The following is a 24,418-nucleotide window of genomic DNA, read 5'->3' on the forward strand; positions in this document are numbered from 1 at the left end:
AACGGATTTCTTAAACTCAATAATTAAGATATTATTAAATTAAGCAATTCTACTATCATAAAAAAAGGGTGTTCTATCATGTTTAAGAATAAATTTGCTTATTTGATCCAAAATATCTTTATTTTTGGTGCTATTATCATATCTGGGGTACTATTTTATAATAGTGTTGATCTAAACATTACTAATAATCTAAAATTAGATGACAAAAGTTTATTAGCTACAATTGGAGGAACTTTTGATCCCCCTGATGATGGAAAACCAGATCCTAATAATACCGCCGGATATAGTTAATAATTGACTACTTATTTAACCCAAAAATTATAACCAGTGGCATTATTTAATTGATTGGCAAAATTTTCGGCTCTGTCATAGGAAGAAAAACTAGCTATTTGTACATAACCGTCTTTTCTTCTGAAAGCATCGCCACAATAATTTTTTGCATCACTTAAATTGGCATTTCCTACCACTGCATACCAAGTTGAGCCACTTGCGGCCGGATCCCCACAAGTGTCTCGATAGGGAAGATAATAATCAGTCTGATTTTGATTGGCTTGTGCTTTCGCTCTGGCTTCAGCTTCGGCTCTAGCTTCTGCTTGTTCTTTTTCTTTGCGTTGTTGTTCTTCTTTTTCTTTGCGCTCTTGTTCTAACTGAGCCATTTGCGCTTGGAATTTTTGTTGTTGATCATATTGATAATAGCCAAAGCCACCAATTAAAGTTAAACAAATTATAGTTATGACAAGCGGAAGTTGCCAATTTTTTGAGGCTTGGGGGGTGCTATTTGGGTCAGTAGGTTGTAAATAGGGGATGACAACCGTTGATTGGCCTGAATTAATTAAGGGTATGGAGGTTGAGGGTATAATTTGACCATTAGGATTAGAGGAAATTTGAGTTTGAATTGAAGACATAGATCCTTGTGCTAAAACCGTCAGCATTTCTTGAGCGGTGGGAAAACGATCACGGGGATGATTTTGGATGGTACGGTTTAAAACTTGACTAAAATCAGGGCTAAGATTAGGAGCATATTGTTGCCATTTTAATTCACCTGTGAGGGGATCGGTTTCTAATTCTTGGGGAATTTTACCTGTTAGGAGATAAATGGCCGTTAAGCCTAAAGCATAGAGATCACTAGAAAAAAGGGGGCGGCCGGCCATTTGTTCCGAGGGCATAAAGCCCGGTGTACCAATGACGATCGAACTGGTAGAATGGCCGGAACTAGCCAAAATCGTTCCCATTGTTTCTTTAACTGCCCCAAAATCTATTAACACAGGGAAGGAATCACTTTGACGTAAAATAATATTATCCGGTTTAATATCTCGATGAATAATGTGATGATTTTGAATAAAGTTGAGAACGGGTAAAATTTTAACTAAAATATCTTTAACGACAATTTCTGAGAGTTTGCCTTGTGTTTGGGCTAAATGGGTTAAAGTTTGACCTTCGATCCATTCCTGAACTAAATAAAATTGTCCTTGATCCTCAAAATACCCGTAAAGTTGAGGGATTTGACGGTTTTCTTCTCCTAATTTTTCTAAAAGTTCTGCTTCTTTCTGAAAACGGTTTTTAACTAATTGATAAACATTAGGATCTTGGTTGATGGGTTTAAGTTGTTTAATCACACAACGGCGTAGGGAGGGCATTTGAGTATCTTCTGCTAAATAGGTATCACCAAAGCCCCCACTAGCTAAAGCTTGAATTATTCGATAACGATTTTGTAATAACATGGCGATGTTTGCATTTGATCTAATTGTAATTTATTTATAGCAATTATTTCAGTTGTCAGATAAGGAAAATTGACAAAATTTTAGCTTATGATGGCACAGATAGAGATCGCTTTTTTACTTTCTAATAGAAACTGAATTTTGCCAATTTTTGACAGGAAGCGATCTCTAAAAACCCCATTAATTTTAGTTCAGGATCGCCGATATTTTTAGCCTAATTTAAGATAGAAAATCCTCAATTTTTGGCACATTGATCCAACATTTTTGTTCATGGGATCTGTGGGTTAAATCCATTAATAATTGAGAGTAAACGCCCTCTTTTAAACTAGGGCTTAAATTTTGGTTTTGATCAATAGATTGAACAAAGCGATCAACTACTCTAATCAAAGGGGCTAAACGTCCATCAGGAAAAACTTTAGGAAACTCTAATCTTTGAGGAATACCTATTTCTTTTAATTCTGCTCCTACCTTTGCACCCATTAATTTAAAGCCGTGTACATAATCTTTTAAATTATCACTTCCTAAGATTAAAGTACCTTCTTCTCCATACATTTCTAACCAATGGCCTCTGCCATGATGGGTAACAGAACTAAGATTAATTTGGCAGGGTGTACCATCACTTAATTCTAACATAATTAAACAGGTATCATCCCCATCTACTAACTTTAATTTATTCTGATCAAGGGGATCGGGGCGTTGAGGAATGGCACAGCTTAAATAGCCAGATAATTTGTTAATATCTCCGAATAACCAACTAATATAATCAAAGGCGTGAGACCCAACTGCACCAAGCACTCCCCCTCCTTTTTCTTTTTGGGAATACCAGTTCCAAGGACGATTTTGATCGGCTCGACTGGTGACAAGCCAATCAATTTTAATTAATCTTTTTTTGCCAAGATAATTGTGATCTAAATATTCTTTTAAAAGTTGCCATGCTGGAATAAATCTAAATTCAAAATCAGGGGTAACAATTAAATTTTTAGTCTGGGCTAAATGATATAATTCCTTAGTTTCATTAGCGTTTAAATTGAGGGGTTTTTCTAAGATTAAATGTTTCCCTGATTCTAACACTAATTTGGCCATTTCATAATGTAAAAATGGCGGCGTGGAAATACTAACAGCCTTAACTTCAGGTCTTTCTAAAATTTTGGCTAAATTATTATTAGCATGGGGAATATTATGATTTTGCGCGATTTTTTGGGCTTTATTGAGATCTCGATGATAAACGGCCACCACCTCGGTGCGGTGATGATGTTGAAAAGCGGGTAAATGAATTTTTTGCCCAAAACCCGTTCCCACAAGGGCTATACCTATTTTTTGATTCATAGAACTTGTTAATTATTTGTTATTTGTTTGACTGATGATTCAATAATTGTCAATTACTAAATCTGTGACATATATCACATATTTTACTTAATTTATATCACTTTCTTGGCTTAATTTATATCACATTGATCAAAGGATTTTTATCACTTGTTAATCAAGAATATATCACTGCTCTCATCAGGAAAAAGTGAAATAATAAAAATATAAATAGTTAAGATAGAGAGGTCTAAGCTATGATGTTTCCTCAACTACAATTGATCCCAGGTGCTATTCCTGAAATTCTTGCCAGTGTTACTGAAACTGGATTTTTAACTTTAGCCGATCGCTATGGTTTATTAGCCGCTTCATTAGATGAAAGTTTAAATGAAGATGAAAGACGGGCTGTTAACCGTTTATTAAGATCTGTGATCAAAGGTAGAATTACTTTTTAATCAAAATTATTTTCAGTTACAGAATAATTCAAGATTAAATTTAAAATTCTACTGTTAAAATAAGATTAAATTATTAAGTATAATTAAATGTTTTTTAATATTATTTGATTAAGGAATTAACCTCGCTACAAAAATAAATAATTTCACATCAAATTTAAAAAAAAAGCTAAGATGAAAGTAATAATAATCAACCAATTAATCCTGACAATTAAATTATATTTCTACGCAAAAAGTCTTGTAGAGACATATTAAAATACATCTCTACAATTAATTAATTAATTATTCTTTTCCTGAGATTTTTCTTCAGTACCCGCAGGTTGTACCTTATCTATCACTTTAATTTTACCATCTTCTTCAACCTGCCAAATATCATAACTCCCTACTACATCGCCATTTTGATCAATATCCACATTACCACTCGCACCTTGATAATTAATATCTTGACCCTCTTTCAAGAGTTTAAGAGCCTCACAAACATCTGTTACCTCAGTTCCGGGAGCGTTGGACACTTCTAAAATTTTACTTTGGATCCCTTCTCCCGTATTGGTTTTAGCCGCCTGTGCCGCTAACATTAACAACACGGCCGCATCATAAGAATGGGAGGTAAAAGCAGTGGCTTCTTTTTTAATTTTCTCATCCCATAATTTTTTAAAACCTTCTAAAGCCTTACCATCAGCCCCCGGCACCGTTCCTAAAGCCCCTGCTAAAATTAATTTACCATCGGTAGTTGTTCCCACATCTTTAGGAAACTGCTCCGTTTGCACACCATCGGTTAATAATACAGGAATACCTGCACTTAAACCCTGTTCATAAGCCGATTTTAACAAAATTGCGCCCGTATCAGGGTATAAAATAGCCACTACCGCATCAGGTTTACCTTCAAAAGCGGCCTTCGCTTCACTATCAAGGGTTGTGGCCTTTTCATCATAACGCACGGGGTTATCCTTGGTGATCACCGTACCGCCTAACTTTTCAAAAGCACTGATAAAAGGTTCTTCAAAGCCGATCCCATATTCATTATTAATTACCACAAGGGAAACTTTTTTAAACCCTTTTTTATGTGCCAAAGCGGCCAAAGCTTGTGCCTGATAGGTGTCAGGGGGTGCAGTTCTCGCCCAATAGCCTTTAAAGTCGCCATTTTTCGCCCGTTCCGTGAATTTTCGGCTAGTGCTTCCGGGGGAGATCATCATAATTTTATTTCTGACGGCAATATCAATGGCGGCCATGGAAACACCACTGGCAAATGATCCGATCACACCGGCCACTTTATCAGCTTCGGCTAGTTTCGTCATAGCGGTAACACCCTTAGCCGGATCGGTTTCATCGTCTTCGGTGATCATGGTAACGGGGGCATCATTGACACCTCCACAGGCGTTAATGGTATCTACTGCCAGTTGTGCCGCTACGGGGAAATTTTGCCCAAGGGAAGCCAAGTCTCCGGTAGTGGGTGCTAACACCCCTAGTTTTAGGGTGTTAGTGGCTTGGGGTGTTTCACCTTGAGGAGTTTCGGTAGTTTGGGTATTACAGGCGGTAGTTAATAAAGCTGTACCAATACTGATCAGACTTAAGAGTAAAGCGGTTGAGCGCTTTTTTATTAAAATTTTCATTAAGATCCTCACACTAATTTTTTCTGATTAAATTTTGATTAAAAATGTTGTTTTAATTTTTATATTAACGTCAATATGATTGATTAAACAATCAAAAGTTTGCCTTAATGTTTCTTCTTGTGTAATTAAAAATAGACGATGATTATATGAAATTATCCTCTATTTTTCTGGAGAATTACCCTCAACATTTTAACATTTTTAGAAGAAATTGCAGTAATTTTTAATTTTTGAGTATTTTCTTTGATCTGCGATAATTTTTTCTTATCACAAGCCAAGACTTTAATACATAGATACTGATTGTCGTTTCAAAACTAACGATGAGCTTATGAGTGCTATAATCTGAAGTTTAAGCTTAATATTTCTTAATAAAAATTATGTCTGAAAATACGACTCAAACTCAAGATAATACCTCAAAAACTCGTCAACTTCTCGGAATGAAAGGGGCTACTTCCGGCGAAACTAATATTTGGAAAATTCGACTTCAGTTAATGAAGCCCATCACATGGATCCCCTTGATCTGGGGGGTAGTGTGTGGGGCGGCCTCCTCCGGTGCTTATACATGGAGTTTTGAAGATGTGATGAAAGCTTTAACTTGTATGCTTTTATCAGGGCCTTTAATGACGGGATATACCCAGACTATTAATGACTATTATGATCGGGAAATTGACGCTATTAATGAGCCTTATCGCCCTATTCCCTCTGGTGCAATCACCGTTCCTCAAGTAATCACTCAAGTGGTAGTATTATTAGGAGGGGGTTTAATCTTATCTTATTTATTAGATCTTTGGGCTGGCCATGACTTTCCGATTATGCTATGTTTAACTTTATTAGGAACATTTTTGGCCTATATTTATTCAGCCCCACCGTTAAAATTAAAACAAAATGGTTGGCTTGGAAATTATGCTTTAGGAGCGAGTTATATTGCCTTACCTTGGTGGGCTGGCCATGCTTTATTTGGTGAATTAAATTGGACAATTGTAGTATTAACTTTATTCTATAGTTTAGCAGGTTTAGGGATTGCGGTTGTTAATGATTTTAAAAGTGTGGAAGGTGATAGTAAATTAGGTTTAAAATCTTTACCTGTGATGTTTGGAATTAAGGCGGCCGCTTGGGTTTGTGTGATTATGATCGATCTTTTTCAAGTGGGAATTGCAGGTTATTTGATCACCATTCATCAACAACTTTATGCCACAATTTTACTATTATTAGTAATTCCTCAAATCACTTTTCAAGATATGTATTTCTTAAGGGATCCTTTGAAAAATGACGTTAAATATCAAGCTAGTGCGCAACCTTTTCTAGTATTAGGAATGTTAGTAGCTGGTTTAGCTTTAGGCCATAGTGCCATCTAAATTATTTGAAAAGCTAAATTTTCAAAATTTAAGACTAATTAAAATCGGGTATTTTTTAAGATATAAAAATATCCGATTTAATTTTTTGAGCATTATATTGACCTATTAGTTTACAATAAAAAAATAATAATTACCTCACCCTTGAATAAAATAATTGATAATTATTCACTGTCAATTGTCAACTAATAAAGAAGGCTGAATTATGTCTCTTAAAAATAATCTAATTTTATCAATTTTACTGATTAGTTTAATTAGTTGTAGTGAACCATCAACTAATAATAATAAAGTACCAAGATTGAAATTACAAGAATTAGAACAAGCCATTTTTTTTGCAGAATCAAATTTAGGAGGTTTTGGTGATGCAGGTTATGTTAGATATACCCCCACTACAGCCGCCATTCAATTAGTAGAAAGCATGAATGCGGCACAAACTTTAACCCCAGAGGAAGAAAAAGAATATCGGGAAAGGGGAATGTTTATTCCCAAGGCTATTCCCTATGTTTTAAATGAGCCAACAGGAAAATGGCAAGTTGTAGTTATTGGGGATGAAACTGCCCAAAAAGTAATTCTTAAAGGTTATGGTTACGACTTAACCCAACCTTTGATCGTTAATGAAATTCCTTGTTGTCAATTTTAAGTATTTTTCAGAATAACATTCAATCTAAAAATAATAAATCGCTGTAGGGTGGGCAACTAACATTAACTTTATTTTTAATAATTAAATTTAAAATAGTTGCCCTCCTTACAATTTATGATCAAAAGTCGGTGACTTTAAATAAGTTAAATTTAAGAAGATAACTTAAAGAAAATCCCCGACTTTTTTGAATTTGATTATTTTAATTCTGGAATATACTCATTTTCGTAATTTTCAATTAAAATACCAATAATTTCCATTAAAGAAGCTAAAGGATGATTTTCATTTTCTCCCACTTCATCAATTAATTCATCTAGTAAATTAACAAGATGATTATATTCTTTTTCTGTATGAGGTACATAAATTTTATTGGCTAAAAAAGACCAAGAATTAATTGTTTTTTCCAATTCAAGAGTTGTCATAAATTTACTCCTTCCATTTATTTTTATCGTAATCTGTATGGGTTAAAATTGCTCGAATATAAACTTTTTTACGATTATAATGTATCGCTGTAATTAATCTTACTTTATTACCTCCAATATTAAAAACAGTTAATTTCCCCACTTGATCAGCCGAGGGGAAAAATGTTCTTAATTCCACAAAAGAACTAAAATCATTATCTTTTATTATTCTATACCATTGAATTAATGCTGTTTTTGTTTCGGGATATTTTAACGCAAATTCATTCAGTCGTTTACGGGTAATAATGTGCATTTTTTGTCATAGATTTTTGATTTTACCGAAAATTAATAAAAGTTTCAAAATTATAATTAATTATGACATAATTAACAATTAAACAATAATAAATCATAAATCATAAATCATAAATCATAAATCTCTGTAGGTTGGGCAACTAACATTAACTTAATATTTAATAATTAAAATTAAAATAGTTGCCCTCCTTATAGATTAATTAATTTATTTTTTTATAAACTCCCTGACGATGGCCAATTTTAATAATTTCAATAATTAATAAATTAGATTCTATATTATAAATAATTCTATATTCACTAACTCTAATCCGATAAGTATTATTACTACCAACCATCTTTTTTATGCCATTGGGATAAGGATTTTCAGCTAAAGATTCAACCGTTGTTATGATTTTAGGAATTATCTCTTTAGCTAAACTTTTAAGTTCTTTTTTAGCAGAGTTTTTCCATTTAATTTGATAGTAAGCCATCTTGTTTCAATTCATTAATTAAATCTTGATGATCAATAGTTGATTCATCTTTTCTTTGTGTTAAAGTCACCAAATCTTCAAATTCTTCTAAAAGTTCTTGAAATTCAGAAATAGGTAAAATAACGGCGGTTTTTTCTCCTTTTTCATCTGTTATATATTGAGTATGTAGATTGAGAGAATTAATCATAATAGTCTTGTTATTGTAATATTTTTTAGATACATTGTAGCACAAAGTTATAAAAATAAAGTAGTCTGAGCAACTAACATTAACTTTATATTTAATAATTAAAATAAAAATAGTTGTCAACCTTACAAATTAATTTATTAAACATAAATTTCCACAGGTTCATAATTTAATACTATCAATTTATCAGCAGGAATTGTTTCCATTGCATAAGTATTCCCCTGATGATCAGCAAAATCTATTAAATAAGCTGTTTGATTAAATGCCATTAAAACTGTACCAACTTGTCCACGTTTTAACAGAATTGGTTTTTGATTTTCTTTATGAATTGCGGAAAAATCTTCAGTTAAAACTACAACATCATATTCTTGAATATTCATAATAATTTCCTCATTTATTAACAGGATAAGTATTAGTTAATCTGGGGAAGTCTTCTTCTTGACGAATGATCCAACATCCTAATATTAAAGAACTTCCGATCTTAGTTGTTAGAGTAAATTTGACATCATAATGTGTGCCGTATTGGTCTATTCTATAAATAATTGCTTCATTTTCAAGTAAAGATTTTAATAAGGCTTGTTCTAAAATATCTTTATTATCTAAGGTTATTCCTAACCTATCTCTAAATATAATAGCCTTATCTTTCCCTTTAGAATGATTTAAGTTTAAAGAATAACGCTCTAATTTATCTCCAAGTTCTGCTTTTTCACCATTTGGTACTTTCATTTAATTAATAATTTATTAATTTATAATGGCAATATTATAACAAAAAAAATAAAAACAGGATAGGCAACTAACATTAACTTTATATTTAATAATTAAATTTAAAATAGTTGTCATCCCTACAAACTTAAATATTTTCTTCTACTTCTTCTAAACTTAATCCTAAAGCTTCTGCTATTTGTTCAGCAGTTAAACCTATTTTTAATAAGTTAGGAATAGTCTCTAATTTTGCTTTTTTCTGTGCTTGTTCAATGATTAATTGATAACCATTTTTAGGATTAGATGAATTTTCATTATTAACTTCTTCAGCATCATTATTGATGAGAGAATTATCATCATTTAATTCAGGATTTCTACAAAAATTAATACTATTAACTTGAATAGGATTAAACAAATGAGATTGTGTATTAGAAAAAAGATGAGAATTTGTATTAGTAATTCCTAATCTTTCAATTGTGGCACAAAAATTTGATTTATTAATATCTTCTCCTAAAGTTTTCGATAAAATACGCCATAATTCATAAGCAGAATCTTTAACATGACCTTTACTACATTTATGATTTTTAGCTATTTCTGAATATTTCTCACTATTATAAACACCTTTTAAAATTGAAACTTGTAAACTATCTAAATGTTTTCCTGTTTCATTAAAAACTAAATTATCTAAATAATCTAATACTTGAGATTTCATAATGAATAACTCCTAACGACTTTTTCCGCTATTTTCCGTCATTATACTATTTTTGTAACAATTATTCATAAAGTTCCTTCTTTTTCCGCCCTTTTCCGACTTGAACAAATAAAAATATACATTATAATTGAATATAAATTTATTTTTAATTTATTAAAATATTGAGGTTCCATATTTATGAAATTGTTTTTGTTTCTATTTGTAATTATTTTTAATGCCATTGTTTGTGGTTATGCGGGGAATTTTTTATTGGGTCCATTTGGGGCTATTATTGGTGCAATTTTTGGAGCATTTATGGGGGTATATATAATTGGAAAAGCCGGTTAACTTATCAATTAATTATATAAATAAAATTACACTATTGAGTAAGTAGTAGTTAGGATGAGTAACTCAAATTAATAAAATAGTTGTCCATCTTATAACTTAAAACTTTAAGCAGATTCTAATACGAAAGAGAATTAATCTATTTATCCAAATTTATCAATATAAAGGTATAAAAAAATGAAAATTGAAAAATTAATTAAAAAAGCATTTGATATTATTGAATATGAAAATTTAGACAATACGCCATTTGACAAACAATCAAAACACAAGTTAAATGATTATTTTGCCAAATTAACAGAACAAGAATATAGCAAGGAAAATTTAATAAATGATATGCAAAGTCTAATAGAAGAAATAAATCAATTACCAAGTGATCTAGGAATTATTGATATAAGTCATATAACAGAAAATCCATTTACTGAGATTTTAAGTGGTGATCCAGTAATTGTAGTTCCTTTAAAAGATAGGTTTATCGTACCTCTTGCTATGGTTTTGAATGAAAATCCTAATTTTTATCAAAAGGTTAAAAAAATTATTAATAGTAAAAGTAGGTAGGGTGGACAACTCAAATTAACTTTATATTTAATTCTTAAATTTTAATAGTTGCCCACTTTTGGAGAATTATTAATCATTATTTTTGACGTGGATCATCAATCGGAGGATGCCAATTGGCATTTAACCAAAGTTGACGGGAATTGAGAATAAAACCTTCATCATGAAATTCATCATTAAAATCAAAACGATTACAAGTAGCACGACCGATCGCTGTTTTTGGAATAATTTTTAAGCCATCTTTTGACCACTCAAAATGTTCTGACCATTTATTTTTTCTAGGATTAAATAAAGGTACTTCTGTTTGAGTTTCCGGATCAATTCCTTTGGTAAAATTATATCTTCTTTGATTACAACGATGACAAGCTAAAGCTAAATTATTAAGATCATCTAAACCACCTAAAGATTGAGGAATAAGATGATCAATTGTGAAAGGAGTTGCATTAGATCGCTCTGGCGAATGACAATATTCACATAAATTTTTTGCTCTTTTGCGAACATTTAAACGAATAAAATTATTAATAACCATGATTTAAGAAGCAAGTTTAGCATTAATAAAACTAAAGATCTTTTCTAATTCTAATAAACCTGCTAATTCTGCTTGTTCATCATTATTTAGTGAATTATTTTTATTTTTTTCTAATAATTCTTCTAACCGATTTTGTAATTCTTCTGTAAAAGAAAAAGGGCGAAATTGATCGCAAGAATTAAGTTTAATACCATTAGATAGCCAAGATGAAGGCTGTTTCATTAGTTGTGTCATCTCTATCACCTTAAAATAAAACTTTTTTATATTATAACACAATCCCTAATTCAACAATCATAAATCTCTGTAGGGTGGACAACTAAAATTAAGTTTAATTTTTAATAATTAAACTGTAATAGTTGCCCACCTTACAATTTATTATGAGAAAATTCATCTAATATTAAAACTCGGAGCAGGTGCGCCTCTGAGCATTCCTTCTGTACTTAAATCTTCATCAATTTCTTCCCAATGAATACCATAACCTGCACCACATATTTCATAAGCGAGACGCTGTTGGGGCGTTGCTTTTAATAGTTTTGGATACCAAGTTAAAGGCACAGTAATAGTTCTACCATCCATTAACTCCACACTAATTTCTTCTTCATTAAATTGAACATTTTTAACTCTTTGATCAGTTTTTACTAAAGTATTCATACCAAGCCTCCAATAATGTTTGTTGATGTTCTTCTACAAGAGATTGTAATTTTCTTAATTCTTTAGAATTAAAACCAATACTACTAGCTAAATTAGCATCTTTGAGCCAAAATTTTGCGGTAGACTTATCACGATCAATATGTATATGAGGAGGCTCGTTAGGTTCATGACTATAGAAATAGAAACGATATGCTCCTATTCGTAAAACTGTTGGCATTGTCTTAACTAAACCTCTCTATCAAAAATTGACTAAGTTTGATCATAATTTTAATCAAAAGTAAGTAAAATTGGCAACTAAAGATTCACTTAATATTTTATCATTAAATTTAAAATAGTTGTCCACTTTACAAATTAATCCCTTAAAATAATAAACGCCTTGCAATAAATTGACAAGGCTTATAGCTAAACTCTGCTAAAGCGAGTAATATTAAACAATTACTCATTTTAATATTACTTAATTCCTTTAACAAATAACCATTTTTGTTGATCTGAATCCCAAGTTAAAATATAACCTACAGTTTGATTAGTAACATTTCCATTATTGTTAATAAATTGTAATGATACTGAAACTTCTGCTGAATTATCAAAACTTTGAATTAATGATACTGACTTGACATTTACTTTATCAATTTTCGACCAAAAGCTAGTATATTCGGAATAACTTCCTGCTTTATCTTGAAATCTCTTAGACAAATGTGACCAAGCTTCATCATAATTCCCTGAATTAATTAAATCTTCATAATAATATTTGATAAAATCTTCAGCAGACATATTAACATTAGAAATATTATTTTGTGCTGGATTTTGAAATTCAGAATTTGTAGAGCTTGTAGATGGAGAAGATTTACCACTACAATCATCAACAATTAAAGTAATTGTATCAGCACCATTTCCTTCTACTACAATTCCACAATTTTTAGGAATAAAAAACTGAAATTTTTGATTTAAAGCAAGATAACGAATTTGTTCCCCTTGTTTAACAATTAATGTTTTTATTCCCCCTGATTCTGATGAAGTGTAACCTATTGTTCCAAAAGGAGTTTTAACATCTAAATTAAGCTTAAAATTGCCATTAGTATCAACACAAACTGGCACCATAATAGGACAAAATTCAATAGCTATTTGTTGATCTGGATTAATTTTTCTTGATGGTCTTGCATCAAATTCTTTATTTAAGTCTTGCCATTCTTTATTAAACTCAAGGAAATGATCTGCTCCATTTTCTAGTTCCTCAATAGATAGTGAATCTAAATTTTCTAAATCATCTTCTTTAAAAAAAGTTAAAAGTGATTGCCAATTTTCATGAATATTTTTAAAAGAATTTGGAGGTAAAATAATATCTAATTTTGGTAAATTACTATTTGCATCTTTTTTTAAATTTTTCCATTCTGTATTAAGAGTATTTTTCGCAGTTTTTAGTTTAGTTGTTTCTCCTAATTTTTCAGATGTTTTGATATCTTGTACAGCTTGATAAAATGATTTAATATGGCTTACTGTGCTTTCTATATTATCACAAAGCTCATTACAATATCCTTTTTCTTCGGGATCTAGTTTCGTTGTTGAAGTTGTTTCACATCCTTGAATTAAATTTGAAAAGAATATACCAATAATTAATAGTTTAATAGTTTTATTTTTAAATGAATTAAAAAACATCAAAATTTCTCCTTTTTTTATTGTTCAATCTAATATTTTGACCCATTATTTTATCCTAATACCATTTACAAAAAGTAAGTTCAGGGTTAGTATAGGAATAGATTAACAGGAGCAATAGTATGTCAGGAATATCAAAAATAGAAGTAATTGAATCAGCAGATACACTAAAAAATCTCATGAAACAACAAAAAACAGCTTTGAATTTTGCCAAAGTTCAAGCTTTATATCTTTGGAAAATTCAAGTGGCTGAAACGATCAGATACTTAGCGGTAATGATGGGGCGTAGTGAGAGAACAATTTACGAATGGTTTCACTTATATAAGACGGAAGGATTAGACGCATTATTACAAGAACATAATAAAACAGGAAGACCAAAAAAACTAGAGCTAGAAACAGTTGCTCTAGTCAAAAAGAATTAAGTGAGCCTCAAGGATTTAACAGTTACCAAGAAATAAAAATATGGTTATTTACTTGTCAAGATATTGAGATAAGTTATACCACAATACATCAATTAGTGAGATACGAATTAGGGGCAAAATTAAAAGTACCACGTCCTTATCATGAGTATCAAAATGAAGGGGTAATATCCGTATTTAAAGAGTATTTACCCATAAGATTAAAAGGCATAATAGCTCAAATAAAAGAGAAATGGGGTGATACTAAAAATATTTGTTACTGGTGTCAAGATGAAACTAGATTAGGTTTTAGAACAGAATTAGGAAGGAAAATAACTTTAAAAGGAGTCAAACCAGAACAAGAATTACAATGGCATTATGACTATTATTATCTTTATGGATTAATCGAAGTAGAAAATGGCAAAAGTTTTTTCTATGAACTATCTCATTTTAATAGTGAATGCTTTGGTAAATATTTAACAGAATTTAGTAAAGAATATCCCGATGAGGTTCATATAATACAGTTAGATAATGCACCCTGTCATACTGCCAAAAAGTTAGAAGTACCTGAGAATATAATTTTGTTATTTCAACCACCTTATTGTCCAGAAGTAAATCCGATTGAAAGACTGTGGTTATATATCAAACAACAGTTAAAAAATATCTGGTTTAAGAACTTAGATGATGTCAAAAATAAAGTAGCTAATATCTTAAATAATTTACAAGAAGATTTTATCCTGTCTTTAGCAGGTTGGGATTATATTGTGAATGCTTTATCTGTGTAGCTACTAAATGTAAATGGTATAATTTTGTTATTTCAACCACCTTATTGTCCAGAAGTAAATCCGATTGAAAGACTGTGGTTATATATCAAACAACAGTTAAAAAATATCTGGTTTAAGAACTTAGATGATGTCAAAAATAAAGTAGCTAATATCTTAAATAATTTACAAGAAGATTTTATCCTGTCTTTAGCGGGTTGGGATTATATTGTGAATGCTTTATCTGTGTAGCTACTAAATGTAAATGGTATAATGAGTGATCTGAATCACAATCACATTAATTTATTAATAAATTCGTATTGTTTAGTAATTTAATTAATAAAAAAATCGGGGATTTTATTAATATCTAGTAATAAACTAAATTCTAACAAATCCCCGACTTTTGAAGTTTTTAGATTAAAATTAATTAACCCATAACTTTTTTAGCTGTTGCTACTACGTTATCTACAGTAAAGCCAAATTGTTCCATGATGATATCACCCGGAGCAGAAGCACCAAAGGTATCAACACCGATACTTGCACCAGCATCTCCTACATATTTACTCCAGCCGAAAGTTGTACCTGCTTCCACAGAAACACGAGCTTTAATCGCTTTAGGTAATACTGACTCTTTATACTCGGCAGATTGAGCCTCAAATAACTCCCAACAAGGCATAGAAACTACACGCACTTTCTTACCTTCTGCTTTTAATTTTTCAGCCGCTTCTATACAAAGTCCTACTTCGCTACCTGTACCGATTAAAATTAAATCTAGTTCAGAAGGAGCAAAACCACAAGCCGCTACATAAGCACCTTTAGCCACTGCGTCAATAGAAGAACCTGCTAAGTTAGGTAAGTTTTGACGGGTTAAAGCTAATAAGGAGGGTTTGGTGGTACTTTCGATCGCCACTTTATACGCTCCAGAGGTTTCGTTACCGTCAGCAGGGCGGAATACCATTAAGTCAGGAATCATCCGTAAAGAGCCAACTTGTTCAATGGGTTGGTGAGTGGGTCCGTCTTCTCCTAATGCGATGGAGTCGTGAGTCATAACCCAGATTACACGAGCCTCAGAAAGAGCAGATAAACGGATGGAATTTCTCATATAATCAGAGAAAATTAAGAAGGTTGCACCGTAAGGGATTAAACCTGTACCATGAAGGGCGATCGCATTACAAATCGCACCCATAGCGTGTTCACGCACACCAAAATGCACGTTACGGTTTTCGTAAGCTCCTTTTTGGAAGTCGCCAGAAACGTGAATTTCCGTTAAGTTAGAATGGGTTAAATCCGCAGAACCACCAATTAACTGAGGTAATACTTTAGCGATCGCATTTAAACAATTTTCAGAGTGTTTACGACTTGCCAAAGGTTTATCTTCGGGGGTGTAGGAAGGTAAACAATCAGCCCAATTTTCAGGTAATTTACCGGAGGTAATCTGTTCAAATTCGGCCGCTTCGGTGGGATATTTCGCTTTATAAGCTGATAAAGTTGCATTCCAATCAGCTTCAGCTTTTGCACCACGCTCGATCGCTTGGAAAGTATGGTCATAAACCTCTTGAGGGACTACGAAAGGCTCATAATTCCAATTCAGAGCTTTACGAGTTGCTTCCACTTCAGAAGCACCTAAGGCCGCACCGTGAACTCCGGCGGTATTAGATTTATTAGGAGAACCATAACCGATAGTTGTGGTAATCTTAATCATGGAAGGCTTATCAGTCACAGCCTTAGCGGTTTCAATTGCTTTGGCGATCGCCCCTAAATCAGTATTGCCATTTTCAACGTGCTGAACGTGCCAACCATAAGCCTCAAAACGCTTAGACACATCTTCAGTAAAGGCCACATCGGTGCTACCATCAATGGAAATATGGTTATCATCGTAAAGGGCAATTAACTTACCTAAGCCCCAGTGACCCGCTAAAGAAGCCGCTTCACCAGAGATCCCTTCCATATTACAGCCATCACCTAAGATAACGTAGGTATAATGATCGATTAAGGTAGCATCGGGTTTATTATATTTAGCCGCTAAATGGGCTTCAGCTAAAGCCATACCCACACCGTTAGCAATACCTTGACCTAGAGGGCCGGTAGTTACTTCCACACCCGGAGTAACAAAGTTTTCAGGGTGGCCGGGGGTTTTAGATTTCCATTGACGGAACTGTTTTAAATCTTCAACGCCTACACTGTCATAACCAAAAAGGTGTAAGAGAGAGTATTGTAACATTGAACCATGTCCTGCCGAGAGGATAAAACGGTCACGGTTTAACCATTTAGGATTTTTAGGGTTAAACTTCATGAACTGATCCCATAAGACAAAAGACATAGGCGCACAACCCATAGGAAGGCCGGGGTGTCCAGATTTTGCTTTTTCTACGCCATCAATAGATAAAAAGCGAATGGCATTAACACATAATTCTTGAGTAGATTGAGCTACCATAAATTTAATTTTTTGATTTAATGAAAATAAGTTTGTACAATTTTGACATTGTAGTACAGGCATACTTAGCTGACCTTTCCCAGTCTCAGGGCTAAAGGCTCAGTAAAAGCCTTGCCTGTGCCACAATTGTTAGTTTGAGTTTTCACAAACAAGATGTTTGTGTAACAAGATTGACCATTACTAAAATATTCCCATTGATAGGACTTATAATCAAGTCATCTTGACAAATTTTTCTAAAGAGCTAGGCCTATTTTTGTCAAGTTCAGGTTTCTCAAAAAAAAACCCTTCTCCCCGTGAAAGGGGATGAGGGTTTTTTGCCCTGATCACTGGTTACTGAATGGCGGGTGTAGTTTGAGCTTCTTGCCATAATTTCAAAAGGAAAAATTCAGCCCTTTGACTTAAAGTGGTGATGAAAATTCCTTCTTGAGTGTTGGTATGTTCGGCGATCCAATTTCCATAAAGACTAATTTCCACAAACTCGTCATCGGCAGGGGCGATCGCCATAATTTCACCATTTTCAAATTGAAGTTTGAGCAAACTTTCTAAGCTTTTTAAATTGGCAGGGATTAAAAAAGAAGCTGAACTTGGCTCAACGAAAAAGCTTGTGGCCGCCCGTACCGACAGCAATAAACGATTTTTTAACCATTTTTCTAAAGATTGATTTAAAAGTTCTAAGTAAAAGCCATTTTCGGTATAAGTTAATTTTAACATCTGTGATTTTCTCCTTTGATCAAGGTTAATTTCCGAAACGCTGTTGGTGCTAAAGCTTTGTTACAAATAACAGTTAAGCTTATTTGCTAGGACTAATTTAGGACTGGGATATTAATTAATGAATTAAAAGAAAAAATCCCCACTTCTTAAACTTAAGAGGAGGGGAAAATTAAACTTTGAGTTAATTTTAGGTCAGGACATCAGTTGACATTTTAATAAAAACCTAATTAGTTTTTGGTTAAACCTGTACCTTTCCCCTAATAAATTAAGCTTGGGACTATTAAATTTTTGATTAAATATTTGATACAAAATTGGATAAAATGTTACATGATCAACTTTGGTTTTAAGTTGAGATAGAAAGTTACAATTGTGATCTTTAATTATAATTATGCCCATTCCTAAAAAATAACCACCAATAGCCGTTAAATGCCAGTTAAACTGGCAATTTAAGAGGTTTTTGGCGGGAAGGGGTAACAATAAAAAAGTCATAAAATTAGATTTAATTTAATAAACGTGGTCAACTTTCCATTTCCATACTACACTTGTATTATAAATCTGTCTAGTATTTTGGAGAAAAAAATTATGGAAACTCAAATTCGTACTGCCACAACCCAAATGGAAGTTACCAGTATTCGTTTAGAAAAAAACCTGAAAGAGAAGTTAAAAGAGCTTTCGGGCAATCAAGGTTATCAGGCTTTAATTCGGGATATACTTTGGAATTATGTCCATCAAAAATCAGGTGATTATCGCCCCCATTTTTCAAAATTTGATATTCGCGCCACAATTGAGGCGATCGCGCAAAAAGATGAGAGTTGTGTGTTAACGGGAGAATTAATACGGCAAAATCAGGGGATGTATTTGGGTTTAACCTTAAATGGGGATCTTGTGCCGTTAAGTATTAATTCTTTTAGATAAAAAATGATAAAAAACGTCTAAAAGTATTAACCGTTTGCCCTTCTCCCGTAGGAGAAGGGTGTATTTTTTCTAAGTATTAAATCAAAAATCAAAATAAATATAAGGTAAACTTCCTTCGGGGGAAAATAACCAAACTAGATATAAACAAATGGGTACAAAAACAATTTTAATGGGGTAGTTTAAGTGCATTTTCCAACGTCTTTGAATTAAATAAATTAAAGACATTAATATTAATAATATTGTTAAAATTAATGTCACATAAGGGCGATTAATTCCTAAAGCTTCAACATAAACTTTTTGTAAAAATTGTTGATCTCCTTTAAAATTAAATAAATGTTGATAGACTAAACCCGCTTGATTAAGATTAGGTAAACGAAAACTTATCCATGATAAAAATATCATAATTTGAGTGATTAACCATGCTAAAATAATCCCCGGAATTGTTGACCAAATCTTTTTTAAAAACTGATATTGATTACTAATTACTTCCGTTAAACGATGAATTACTAAGCCCATCCCGTGCATAATTCCCCATAAAATAAAACCCCATGAAGCACCATGCCAAATTCCACCGATTAACATGATCAAAAATAGATTTATACAGGTACGAATTAACCCTTTTCTTGAGCCACCTAAAGGGAAATATAAATAATTTCTTAACCAGTCTCCTAAAGTAATATGCCAATGTCTCCAAAATTGAGCAATGCTAGTAGTAAAATAGGGAAAATCAAAGTTTTCTGGTAAGTTTAAACCGAGTAATTTAGCGCTACCTCTAGCCAGATCAACATAGCCACTAAAATCTAAATATAATTGTAATCCATAAGCAATAATTGTTAACCATAAATCATAACTTCCTGCCCTTTCCACACTGTTAAAAGATAAGTCTATAAAAATGGCCAATTGATCGGCAATTAAAGCTTTTTTGACAGCCCCACAAGCAATTAACCAAAGGCCTTCAACCCATTCTTCAAAAGCTGGAAAAGCTTGATTTTTTAATTGATTAGCAAAGGTATGATAACGGGTAATTGGGCCTGAAATTAACTTAGGAAAAAAGAATTTATAACTAGCAAAAGAGAGAAAATTTTTAGTAGGTGGTGAGCCTCGATAAACGTCTATTAAATAAGCCAAATTTTCAAAGGTAAAAAAAGATAAACCAAGGGGAATTATTAAATTATCACTTACCCATTTTGCCCCATCTAAAGCAATAGGTAAATTGAAAATCATACCGATAGAATTAAGCAAAAATGGGATATATTTAAACCCTAATAATAATAATACATTAAAAATTATTCCTATACTTAATAAAATAGTTTTATGGGAAGCAAAAAAATCAGGATTAGGATTAGATTCTTCATTGTGATGATTAGCTAAAACTAATCCTAATAGATAATTAATTACCAAAATTATCAATAAAATAAAAATAATTAAAAAATTATCTTGATAGGTACGATAAAAAGCCAGACTAAATGCTAAAATTAGAATAGTTTTAAGTTGATTTAACTGAGGAAAAATCAAAGATAACCCCCAATATAAACTAACTAATATTATTAAGAAAAAACCGTAACTTTGGGAAATAAAATTCATTTTTGTTATTGGTTATTCGTTATTTATTCAATAATTGTAGGGTGGGCATTGCTCACCTTATGTTTAATTACAATAACTTACTTTAAACAATCAATATATTTTACAATTTTGTATCTGATAGGATCATTTGATTAGAAAAATTGTGCTAATAACCTATCATATATTGTTTTAAGACAAGTATCAATTATCAATTGACAATTGATAATTGACAATTAGTTGATTATACCATTTACAAAAAGTAAGTTCAGGGTTAGTATAAGAATAGATTAACAGGAGCAATAGTATGTCAGGAATATCAAAAATAGAAGTAATTGAATCAGCACATACCCTAAAAAATCTCATGAAACAACAAAAAACAGCTTTGAATTTTGCCAAAGTTCAAGCTTTATATCTTTGGAAAATTCAAGTGGCTGAAACGATCAGATACTTAGCGGTAATGATGGGACGTAGTGAGAGAACAATTTACGAATGGTTTCACTTATATAAGACGGAAGGATTAGACGCATTATTACAAGAACATAATAAAACAGGAAGACCAAAAAAACTAGAGCTAGAAACAGTTGCTCTAGTCAAAAAAGAATTAAGTGAGCCTCAAGGATTTAACAGTTACCAAGAAATAAAAATATGGTTATTTACTTGTCAAGATAAGTACCTAAGCAAAATTAATTACATATTCCGTTCCTAATAAATCAAGGACTTTTTTTAGATAGTTAGTAAGATTTTCCCAACTATCATATGCTGATAATTCAATCCATTCATATTTAATAAATCTCCATAAGATTTCAATTAAATTAAGATGGGGTGAATAAGGGGGCAACCAGAAGATTTGTAAATTTTTCTTTTCCCATTCTTCAAGCTTGTTTAAGATTTTTTCACTGGTATGAATTGAGGCTTGATCCATTAATATTACCGTTTTTTTACTATTCTTTTAATGGTATCTTTACTAACTTTTATTCCCCATTCTTTTTCTATTTTTTCTTTAACTTTATCTAACTTTTTTGGGTCTTCTTTTACCCATGCTTTTACTTGAACTTCTTGTTCTTCTTTTAATTTTGGTTTTCTTCCTCTTCCTTTTTGATTATATAAGCCAACTAATTGGTAATTATCCCATGCTGTGAACCAATTAAAAATTGTTTTTCTTGTCACCTTAAAAATCAAGACTAATTGCTCAATTTTTAAACCATGATAACTTAACAAGATGCAACTAGCTCTTTTTCTTACCTGAGCAGATTTACTTGAGTTTTGAATCCGCTCAAGCATCTTTTGTGTGTCTCCACTTAATCCTCGAATAAATCTCATGATTGTTTCTTTTTTACTTGTTCCACTTTTAGTTTAGCGCTTTTTCTGTAAATGAGTAATTTTTTTTGCATAAGCACTTAACAGAATTTAGTAAACAATATCCCGATGAGGTTCATATAATACAGTTAGATAATGCACCTTGTCATACTGCCAAAAAGTTAGAAGTGCCTGAGAATATAATTTTGTTATTTCAACCACCTTATTGTCCAGAAGTAAATCCGATTGAAAGACTGTGGTTATATATCAAACAACAGTTAAAAAATATCTGGTTTAAGAACTTAGATGATGTCAAAAATAAAGTAGCTAATATCTTAAATAATTTACTAGGACTTACGCATTGACAAATAGAGAGTAAAATGCTCATTGAAAGATTTGTATCTTAGAATACATTTTTCTCTAAAATTTCTAGTTGAAATTCCAAACTTGACAAAATGTCCATTCAAACCCAAAATATAGTCCTTGAACAATTTAAGATTGAATTGATTGACAATGAAACTAAAACAAAAACAGGAAAAAGCTAAATGTAATTTGCCAACATATACCTTATTTTTATTGTCAGAACCTAAATTGATTAGTTGTCAAAGATTATCGGATATTTTAGGAGATCTATCTCATGATGCCATCAATCGTTTTTTAATTAGACAACAATATACTCCCAAGGATTTATTTGAAGCAATTAAGACTTTAATTAATTTAAATGGGGGAACATTAAGCGTAGATGATATGGTAATAGACAAGGAACAAGGCTTTTCATTTGCCTTAAAATCGAACCGAAAAGTGGCGATTGAACAAGGTAAATTTGTGCAACTCAAAGACCTAGAAATTAAAGAAGAAGGATTAATCGTTGATCTCAAAGAAGTAGGTTTGGTAAAAGTATTTACAACTAGATTCAAAAACGAAACTAGGTATTATGCTATATTTTTACCAAACTATCATGAACTGAAAAAGATTAATAGAGAAAAATTTACCATAGTTCATGATCAACATTGGGGAATTGAACAATATCATCGAGCGTTAAAACAAGTTTGTAATATTGAAAGATTTTATGTGCGTCAAACTGCGGCAATTTCCACTCATATTTTTAGTTCAATCTGGGCTTTTATTCAATTAGAATTATTTCGATTTAATTCAGAGATTATCAATTGGTATCAGTTGAAAAGAAATATGTTTAATGAAGTAATCCGCTCGTTTATTCTAAATAATTTAGATTCTAAATTTCTTAATCTAAATTATTTGATTTCAGATCATATTTAAAGGTTTAATACATATTTTGTTTTTTTGTCAATGCGTAAGTCCTATTTACAACAAGATTTTATCCTGTCTTTAGCGGGTTGGGATTATATTGTGAATGCTTTATCTGTGTAGCTACTAAATGTAAATGGTATATGATAAAAATTAAACTTCTAAAGACTAATTAAAAAAATTAAAATCTTTAGAAGTTTAACTGTAATTAAATATGCAAGATATATTATTATGGCGCTAAAGCATTACCTCTTAAGAGGCTACCAATAGTTTTGGCTGTGATTTTTAACTGAGTAAAAGGGTTGGCAGGAACGACTGTTTTATATAAATAACTGTCAAAAGTTAACTTTTGCACATCTATATCGGAACACATCTCCACAAATGCCTCACGAGTGGCATCACTGCGATAAAATACCCGTTGCAACAAGTCTAATACTAGATAAGTCGCACCGTATTGTTTATTCCAGCGTTTTAAGAATTGTTGTAAATCTCCTTCGGTGGGGATTTTTTGCCCGTTGTTACTGGCTTCCACAATGGTTTGCGCACACATTCTACCTGATTTGGCCGCAAAGTAAATCCCTTCTCCAGAAGACTTGGTAACAGTGCCTAAAGCGTCTCCCACTAAGACTACACGCCCTTTGATCGGACGAGGGCGGGGATGTTCGGGGATGGGGTGCGCTTCAACTTTGATGATTTTACCCCCTTCTAAGCGTTTGGCCGCTCTTTGGCGAATACCCGCTTGAAGGTCTTTGATAATGGCTTTATTCACCTTCATTGTACCCGTCCCCACCGCAACGTGGTCATATTTGGGGAACACCCACGCATAAAAGTCCGGTGATACATCTGTACCAACGTACATTTCCGCTAATTCCTCATAATAAGCCATTTTATCCTCTGGTAATCTAATGCGCTCTTGGAAGGCGATCGCATAGTTGTAATCACCTGCGTCAATAGCTTTCGCAATGCGGGAGTTAGCACCATCAGCACCGATCACCACGTCAACTTTCAGAGTTTTCATCACCCCTTGGCTATCACCGTTAGAATGATCAGCATAATGGAGGGTGTAAGGCTCAGAATTATTACTGGGTAAATCTAATTGATAAACCGTACCATTAATTAAATTTGCACCATATTTAACGGAGCGATCACGCAAATAACCGTCTAAAATCTCACGGCGACACATTCCGATATATTCATCGTCTTTGAGAGTCTGACCGATATTAACCTCAATATTAGAGGGAGAAATCATTTTCATTTTGCGCACACGGCGATCGATGATTTCAGGGGGAAGATCAAACTCACTCACCATACAAAGGGGAATCGCACCGCCACAGGGTTTGGCGTTATCAAGTTTGCGCTCAAAAATATAGGTTTCGATTCCAGCTTTGGCTAAAGTTTCAGCCGCCGATGAACCCGCAGGCCCACCGCCCACAACAGCAACCCGTAGTACCAAGATTTTATCTCCTTAAATTATCTGTATAAAATTAATATTTGGGGATCCTACCACGAACTCACAAAA

At 32.3% G+C, this 24,418-nt stretch carries 29 protein-coding genes and 2 pseudogenes; 11 read left to right on the forward strand and 20 right to left on the reverse strand.

The window, feature by feature from the left end:
- The first annotated feature begins 78 nt into the window (after positions 1 to 78).
- A complete protein-coding gene (locus Anndu_RS11010) occupies positions 79 to 291 on the forward strand; it encodes a hypothetical protein (protein WP_464101247.1) in 213 nt (70 codons plus the stop codon).
- Positions 292 to 302: 11 nt separating this feature from the next.
- Here Anndu_RS11010 and Anndu_RS11015 read toward each other — a convergent pair whose 3' ends face one another.
- A complete protein-coding gene (locus Anndu_RS11015) occupies positions 303 to 1,721 on the reverse strand; it encodes a protein kinase domain-containing protein (RefSeq protein WP_464101248.1) in 1,419 nt (472 codons plus the stop codon).
- 216 nt (positions 1,722 to 1,937) lie between these two features.
- The gene (locus Anndu_RS11020) at positions 1,938 to 3,044 is read right to left on the reverse strand and encodes a Gfo/Idh/MocA family protein (protein WP_464101249.1); all 1,107 of its coding nucleotides are present in this window, start codon (positions 3,042 to 3,044) and stop codon (positions 1,938 to 1,940) included.
- 233 nt (positions 3,045 to 3,277) lie between these two features.
- On the opposite strand from Anndu_RS11020, the gene Anndu_RS11025 reads away from it, so the two are divergent.
- A complete protein-coding gene (locus tag Anndu_RS11025) occupies positions 3,278 to 3,475 on the forward strand; it encodes a hypothetical protein (RefSeq protein ID WP_464101250.1) in 198 nt (65 codons plus the stop codon).
- A 275-nt stretch (positions 3,476 to 3,750) separates the two neighbouring features.
- Here Anndu_RS11025 and Anndu_RS11030 read toward each other — a convergent pair whose 3' ends face one another.
- Complete coding sequence (locus Anndu_RS11030; protein WP_464101251.1) at positions 3,751 to 5,082, reverse strand: ABC transporter substrate-binding protein; 1,332 nt, start codon at positions 5,080 to 5,082, stop codon at positions 3,751 to 3,753.
- A gap of 374 nt (positions 5,083 to 5,456) precedes the next feature.
- Here Anndu_RS11030 and chlG point away from each other — a divergent pair, with 374 nt between their 5' ends.
- Together chlG and Anndu_RS11040 are read left to right on the forward strand one after the other, a co-directional pair.
- On the forward strand, positions 5,457 to 6,434 hold the full coding sequence (chlG, locus tag Anndu_RS11035) for a chlorophyll synthase ChlG (protein WP_464101252.1): 978 nt from the start codon (positions 5,457 to 5,459) through the stop codon (positions 6,432 to 6,434).
- 202 nt (positions 6,435 to 6,636) lie between these two features.
- On the forward strand, positions 6,637 to 7,071 hold the full coding sequence (locus Anndu_RS11040) for a hypothetical protein (protein WP_464101253.1): 435 nt from the start codon (positions 6,637 to 6,639) through the stop codon (positions 7,069 to 7,071).
- Positions 7,072 to 7,265: 194 nt separating this feature from the next.
- Here Anndu_RS11040 and Anndu_RS11045 read toward each other — a convergent pair whose 3' ends face one another.
- The 7 genes from Anndu_RS11045 to Anndu_RS11075 form a co-directional block, all read right to left on the reverse strand.
- On the reverse strand, positions 7,266 to 7,490 hold the full coding sequence (locus Anndu_RS11045) for a hypothetical protein (protein ID WP_464101254.1): 225 nt from the start codon (positions 7,488 to 7,490) through the stop codon (positions 7,266 to 7,268).
- A 4-nt stretch (positions 7,491 to 7,494) separates the two neighbouring features.
- Positions 7,495 to 7,782: a type II toxin-antitoxin system HigB family toxin gene (locus Anndu_RS11050; protein WP_464101255.1), complete on the reverse strand. Its 288-nt coding sequence runs from the start codon at positions 7,780 to 7,782 to the stop codon at positions 7,495 to 7,497.
- 199 nt (positions 7,783 to 7,981) lie between these two features.
- Complete coding sequence (locus Anndu_RS11055) at positions 7,982 to 8,251, reverse strand: type II toxin-antitoxin system RelE family toxin (protein ID WP_464101256.1); 270 nt, start codon at positions 8,249 to 8,251, stop codon at positions 7,982 to 7,984.
- Positions 8,232 to 8,438 carry a hypothetical protein gene (locus tag Anndu_RS11060; RefSeq protein WP_464101257.1) on the reverse strand — a complete coding sequence of 69 codons (207 nt, stop codon included), beginning with the start codon at positions 8,436 to 8,438 and terminating at the stop codon, positions 8,232 to 8,234. Before Anndu_RS11060 ends, Anndu_RS11055 begins: the two co-directional genes overlap by 20 nt.
- 137 nt (positions 8,439 to 8,575) lie before the next feature.
- Positions 8,576 to 8,815, reverse strand: a complete 240-nt coding sequence (locus Anndu_RS11065; protein ID WP_464101258.1) for a DUF4926 domain-containing protein — start codon at positions 8,813 to 8,815, stop codon at positions 8,576 to 8,578.
- Positions 8,816 to 8,825: 10 nt separating this feature from the next.
- Entirely contained in the window at positions 8,826 to 9,161 is a 336-nt protein-coding gene (locus Anndu_RS11070) for a DUF6883 domain-containing protein (protein WP_464101259.1), read from the reverse strand.
- A gap of 124 nt (positions 9,162 to 9,285) precedes the next feature.
- Positions 9,286 to 9,849, reverse strand: coding sequence for a hypothetical protein (locus Anndu_RS11075; RefSeq protein ID WP_464101260.1), 564 nt, complete (start codon positions 9,847 to 9,849; stop codon positions 9,286 to 9,288).
- A 501-nt stretch (positions 9,850 to 10,350) separates the two neighbouring features.
- Here Anndu_RS11075 and Anndu_RS11080 point away from each other — a divergent pair.
- Complete coding sequence (locus tag Anndu_RS11080; RefSeq protein WP_464101261.1) at positions 10,351 to 10,728, forward strand: hypothetical protein; 378 nt, start codon at positions 10,351 to 10,353, stop codon at positions 10,726 to 10,728.
- A gap of 76 nt (positions 10,729 to 10,804) precedes the next feature.
- On the opposite strand, the gene Anndu_RS11085 is transcribed toward Anndu_RS11080, so the two are convergent.
- The 5 genes from Anndu_RS11085 to Anndu_RS11105 form a co-directional block, all read right to left on the reverse strand.
- A complete protein-coding gene (locus Anndu_RS11085) occupies positions 10,805 to 11,254 on the reverse strand; it encodes an HNH endonuclease (RefSeq protein ID WP_464101262.1) in 450 nt (149 codons plus the stop codon).
- Between the two features lie 3 nt (positions 11,255 to 11,257).
- Positions 11,258 to 11,488, reverse strand: a complete 231-nt coding sequence (locus tag Anndu_RS11090; protein WP_464101263.1) for a hypothetical protein — start codon at positions 11,486 to 11,488, stop codon at positions 11,258 to 11,260.
- 153 nt (positions 11,489 to 11,641) lie between these two features.
- Positions 11,642 to 11,905 (reverse strand): DUF2442 domain-containing protein, encoded by a 264-nt coding sequence (locus Anndu_RS11095; RefSeq protein ID WP_464101264.1) that lies wholly within the window; start codon positions 11,903 to 11,905, stop codon positions 11,642 to 11,644.
- A complete protein-coding gene (locus Anndu_RS11100; RefSeq protein WP_464101265.1) occupies positions 11,883 to 12,122 on the reverse strand; it encodes a DUF4160 domain-containing protein in 240 nt (79 codons plus the stop codon). Before Anndu_RS11100 ends, Anndu_RS11095 begins: the two co-directional genes overlap by 23 nt.
- 233 nt (positions 12,123 to 12,355) lie before the next feature.
- Positions 12,356 to 13,558, reverse strand: a complete 1,203-nt coding sequence (locus tag Anndu_RS11105; protein WP_464101266.1) for a hypothetical protein — start codon at positions 13,556 to 13,558, stop codon at positions 12,356 to 12,358.
- Between the two features lie 119 nt (positions 13,559 to 13,677).
- Between Anndu_RS11105 and Anndu_RS11110 the strand changes: the two are divergent.
- Positions 13,678 to 14,738: pseudogene (locus Anndu_RS11110) on the forward strand (IS630 family transposase).
- 24 nt (positions 14,739 to 14,762) lie between these two features.
- Positions 14,763 to 14,966 (forward strand): transposase, encoded by a 204-nt coding sequence (locus Anndu_RS11115; RefSeq protein WP_464101267.1) that lies wholly within the window; start codon positions 14,763 to 14,765, stop codon positions 14,964 to 14,966.
- Positions 14,967 to 15,141: 175 nt separating this feature from the next.
- On the opposite strand, the gene tkt is transcribed toward Anndu_RS11115, so the two are convergent.
- Together tkt and Anndu_RS11125 are read right to left on the reverse strand one after the other, a co-directional pair.
- Positions 15,142 to 17,148: a transketolase gene (gene tkt, locus Anndu_RS11120; protein ID WP_464101268.1), complete on the reverse strand. Its 2,007-nt coding sequence runs from the start codon at positions 17,146 to 17,148 to the stop codon at positions 15,142 to 15,144.
- A gap of 330 nt (positions 17,149 to 17,478) precedes the next feature.
- On the reverse strand, positions 17,479 to 17,859 hold the full coding sequence (locus Anndu_RS11125; RefSeq protein ID WP_464101269.1) for an alr0857 family protein: 381 nt from the start codon (positions 17,857 to 17,859) through the stop codon (positions 17,479 to 17,481).
- Between the two features lie 582 nt (positions 17,860 to 18,441).
- Between Anndu_RS11125 and Anndu_RS11130 the strand changes: the two genes are divergently transcribed.
- Positions 18,442 to 18,774, forward strand: a complete 333-nt coding sequence (locus tag Anndu_RS11130) for a ribbon-helix-helix domain-containing protein (RefSeq protein ID WP_464101270.1) — start codon at positions 18,442 to 18,444, stop codon at positions 18,772 to 18,774.
- 81 nt (positions 18,775 to 18,855) lie between these two features.
- Here Anndu_RS11130 and Anndu_RS11135 read toward each other — a convergent pair whose 3' ends face one another.
- The gene (locus Anndu_RS11135; protein ID WP_464101271.1) at positions 18,856 to 20,358 is read right to left on the reverse strand and encodes an MBOAT family O-acyltransferase; all 1,503 of its coding nucleotides are present in this window, start codon (positions 20,356 to 20,358) and stop codon (positions 18,856 to 18,858) included.
- A 283-nt stretch (positions 20,359 to 20,641) separates the two neighbouring features.
- Between Anndu_RS11135 and Anndu_RS11140 the strand changes: the two genes are divergently transcribed.
- Complete coding sequence (locus Anndu_RS11140; protein ID WP_464101272.1) at positions 20,642 to 21,043, forward strand: helix-turn-helix domain-containing protein; 402 nt, start codon at positions 20,642 to 20,644, stop codon at positions 21,041 to 21,043.
- Here the strand turns inward: Anndu_RS11140 and Anndu_RS11145 are convergent.
- Positions 21,011 to 21,657: pseudogene (locus Anndu_RS11145) on the reverse strand (transposase). The gene Anndu_RS11140 and the pseudogene Anndu_RS11145 overlap by 33 nt on opposite strands.
- Before the next feature lie 65 nt (positions 21,658 to 21,722).
- Between Anndu_RS11145 and Anndu_RS11150 the strand changes: the two are divergent.
- Both Anndu_RS11150 and Anndu_RS11155 read left to right on the forward strand, forming a co-directional pair.
- Complete coding sequence (locus tag Anndu_RS11150; protein ID WP_464101273.1) at positions 21,723 to 21,998, forward strand: transposase; 276 nt, start codon at positions 21,723 to 21,725, stop codon at positions 21,996 to 21,998.
- Positions 21,999 to 22,146: 148 nt separating this feature from the next.
- Entirely contained in the window at positions 22,147 to 22,911 is a 765-nt protein-coding gene (locus tag Anndu_RS11155) for a transposase (RefSeq protein ID WP_464101274.1), read from the forward strand.
- A gap of 217 nt (positions 22,912 to 23,128) precedes the next feature.
- Here the strand turns inward: Anndu_RS11155 and chlP are convergent, their stop codons facing one another.
- A complete protein-coding gene (gene chlP / locus Anndu_RS11160; protein ID WP_464101275.1) occupies positions 23,129 to 24,352 on the reverse strand; it encodes a geranylgeranyl reductase in 1,224 nt (407 codons plus the stop codon).
- Between the last annotated feature and the right edge of the window lie 66 nt (positions 24,353 to 24,418).

It is taken from the genome of Annamia dubia NIES-4383, from assembly GCF_055394725.1.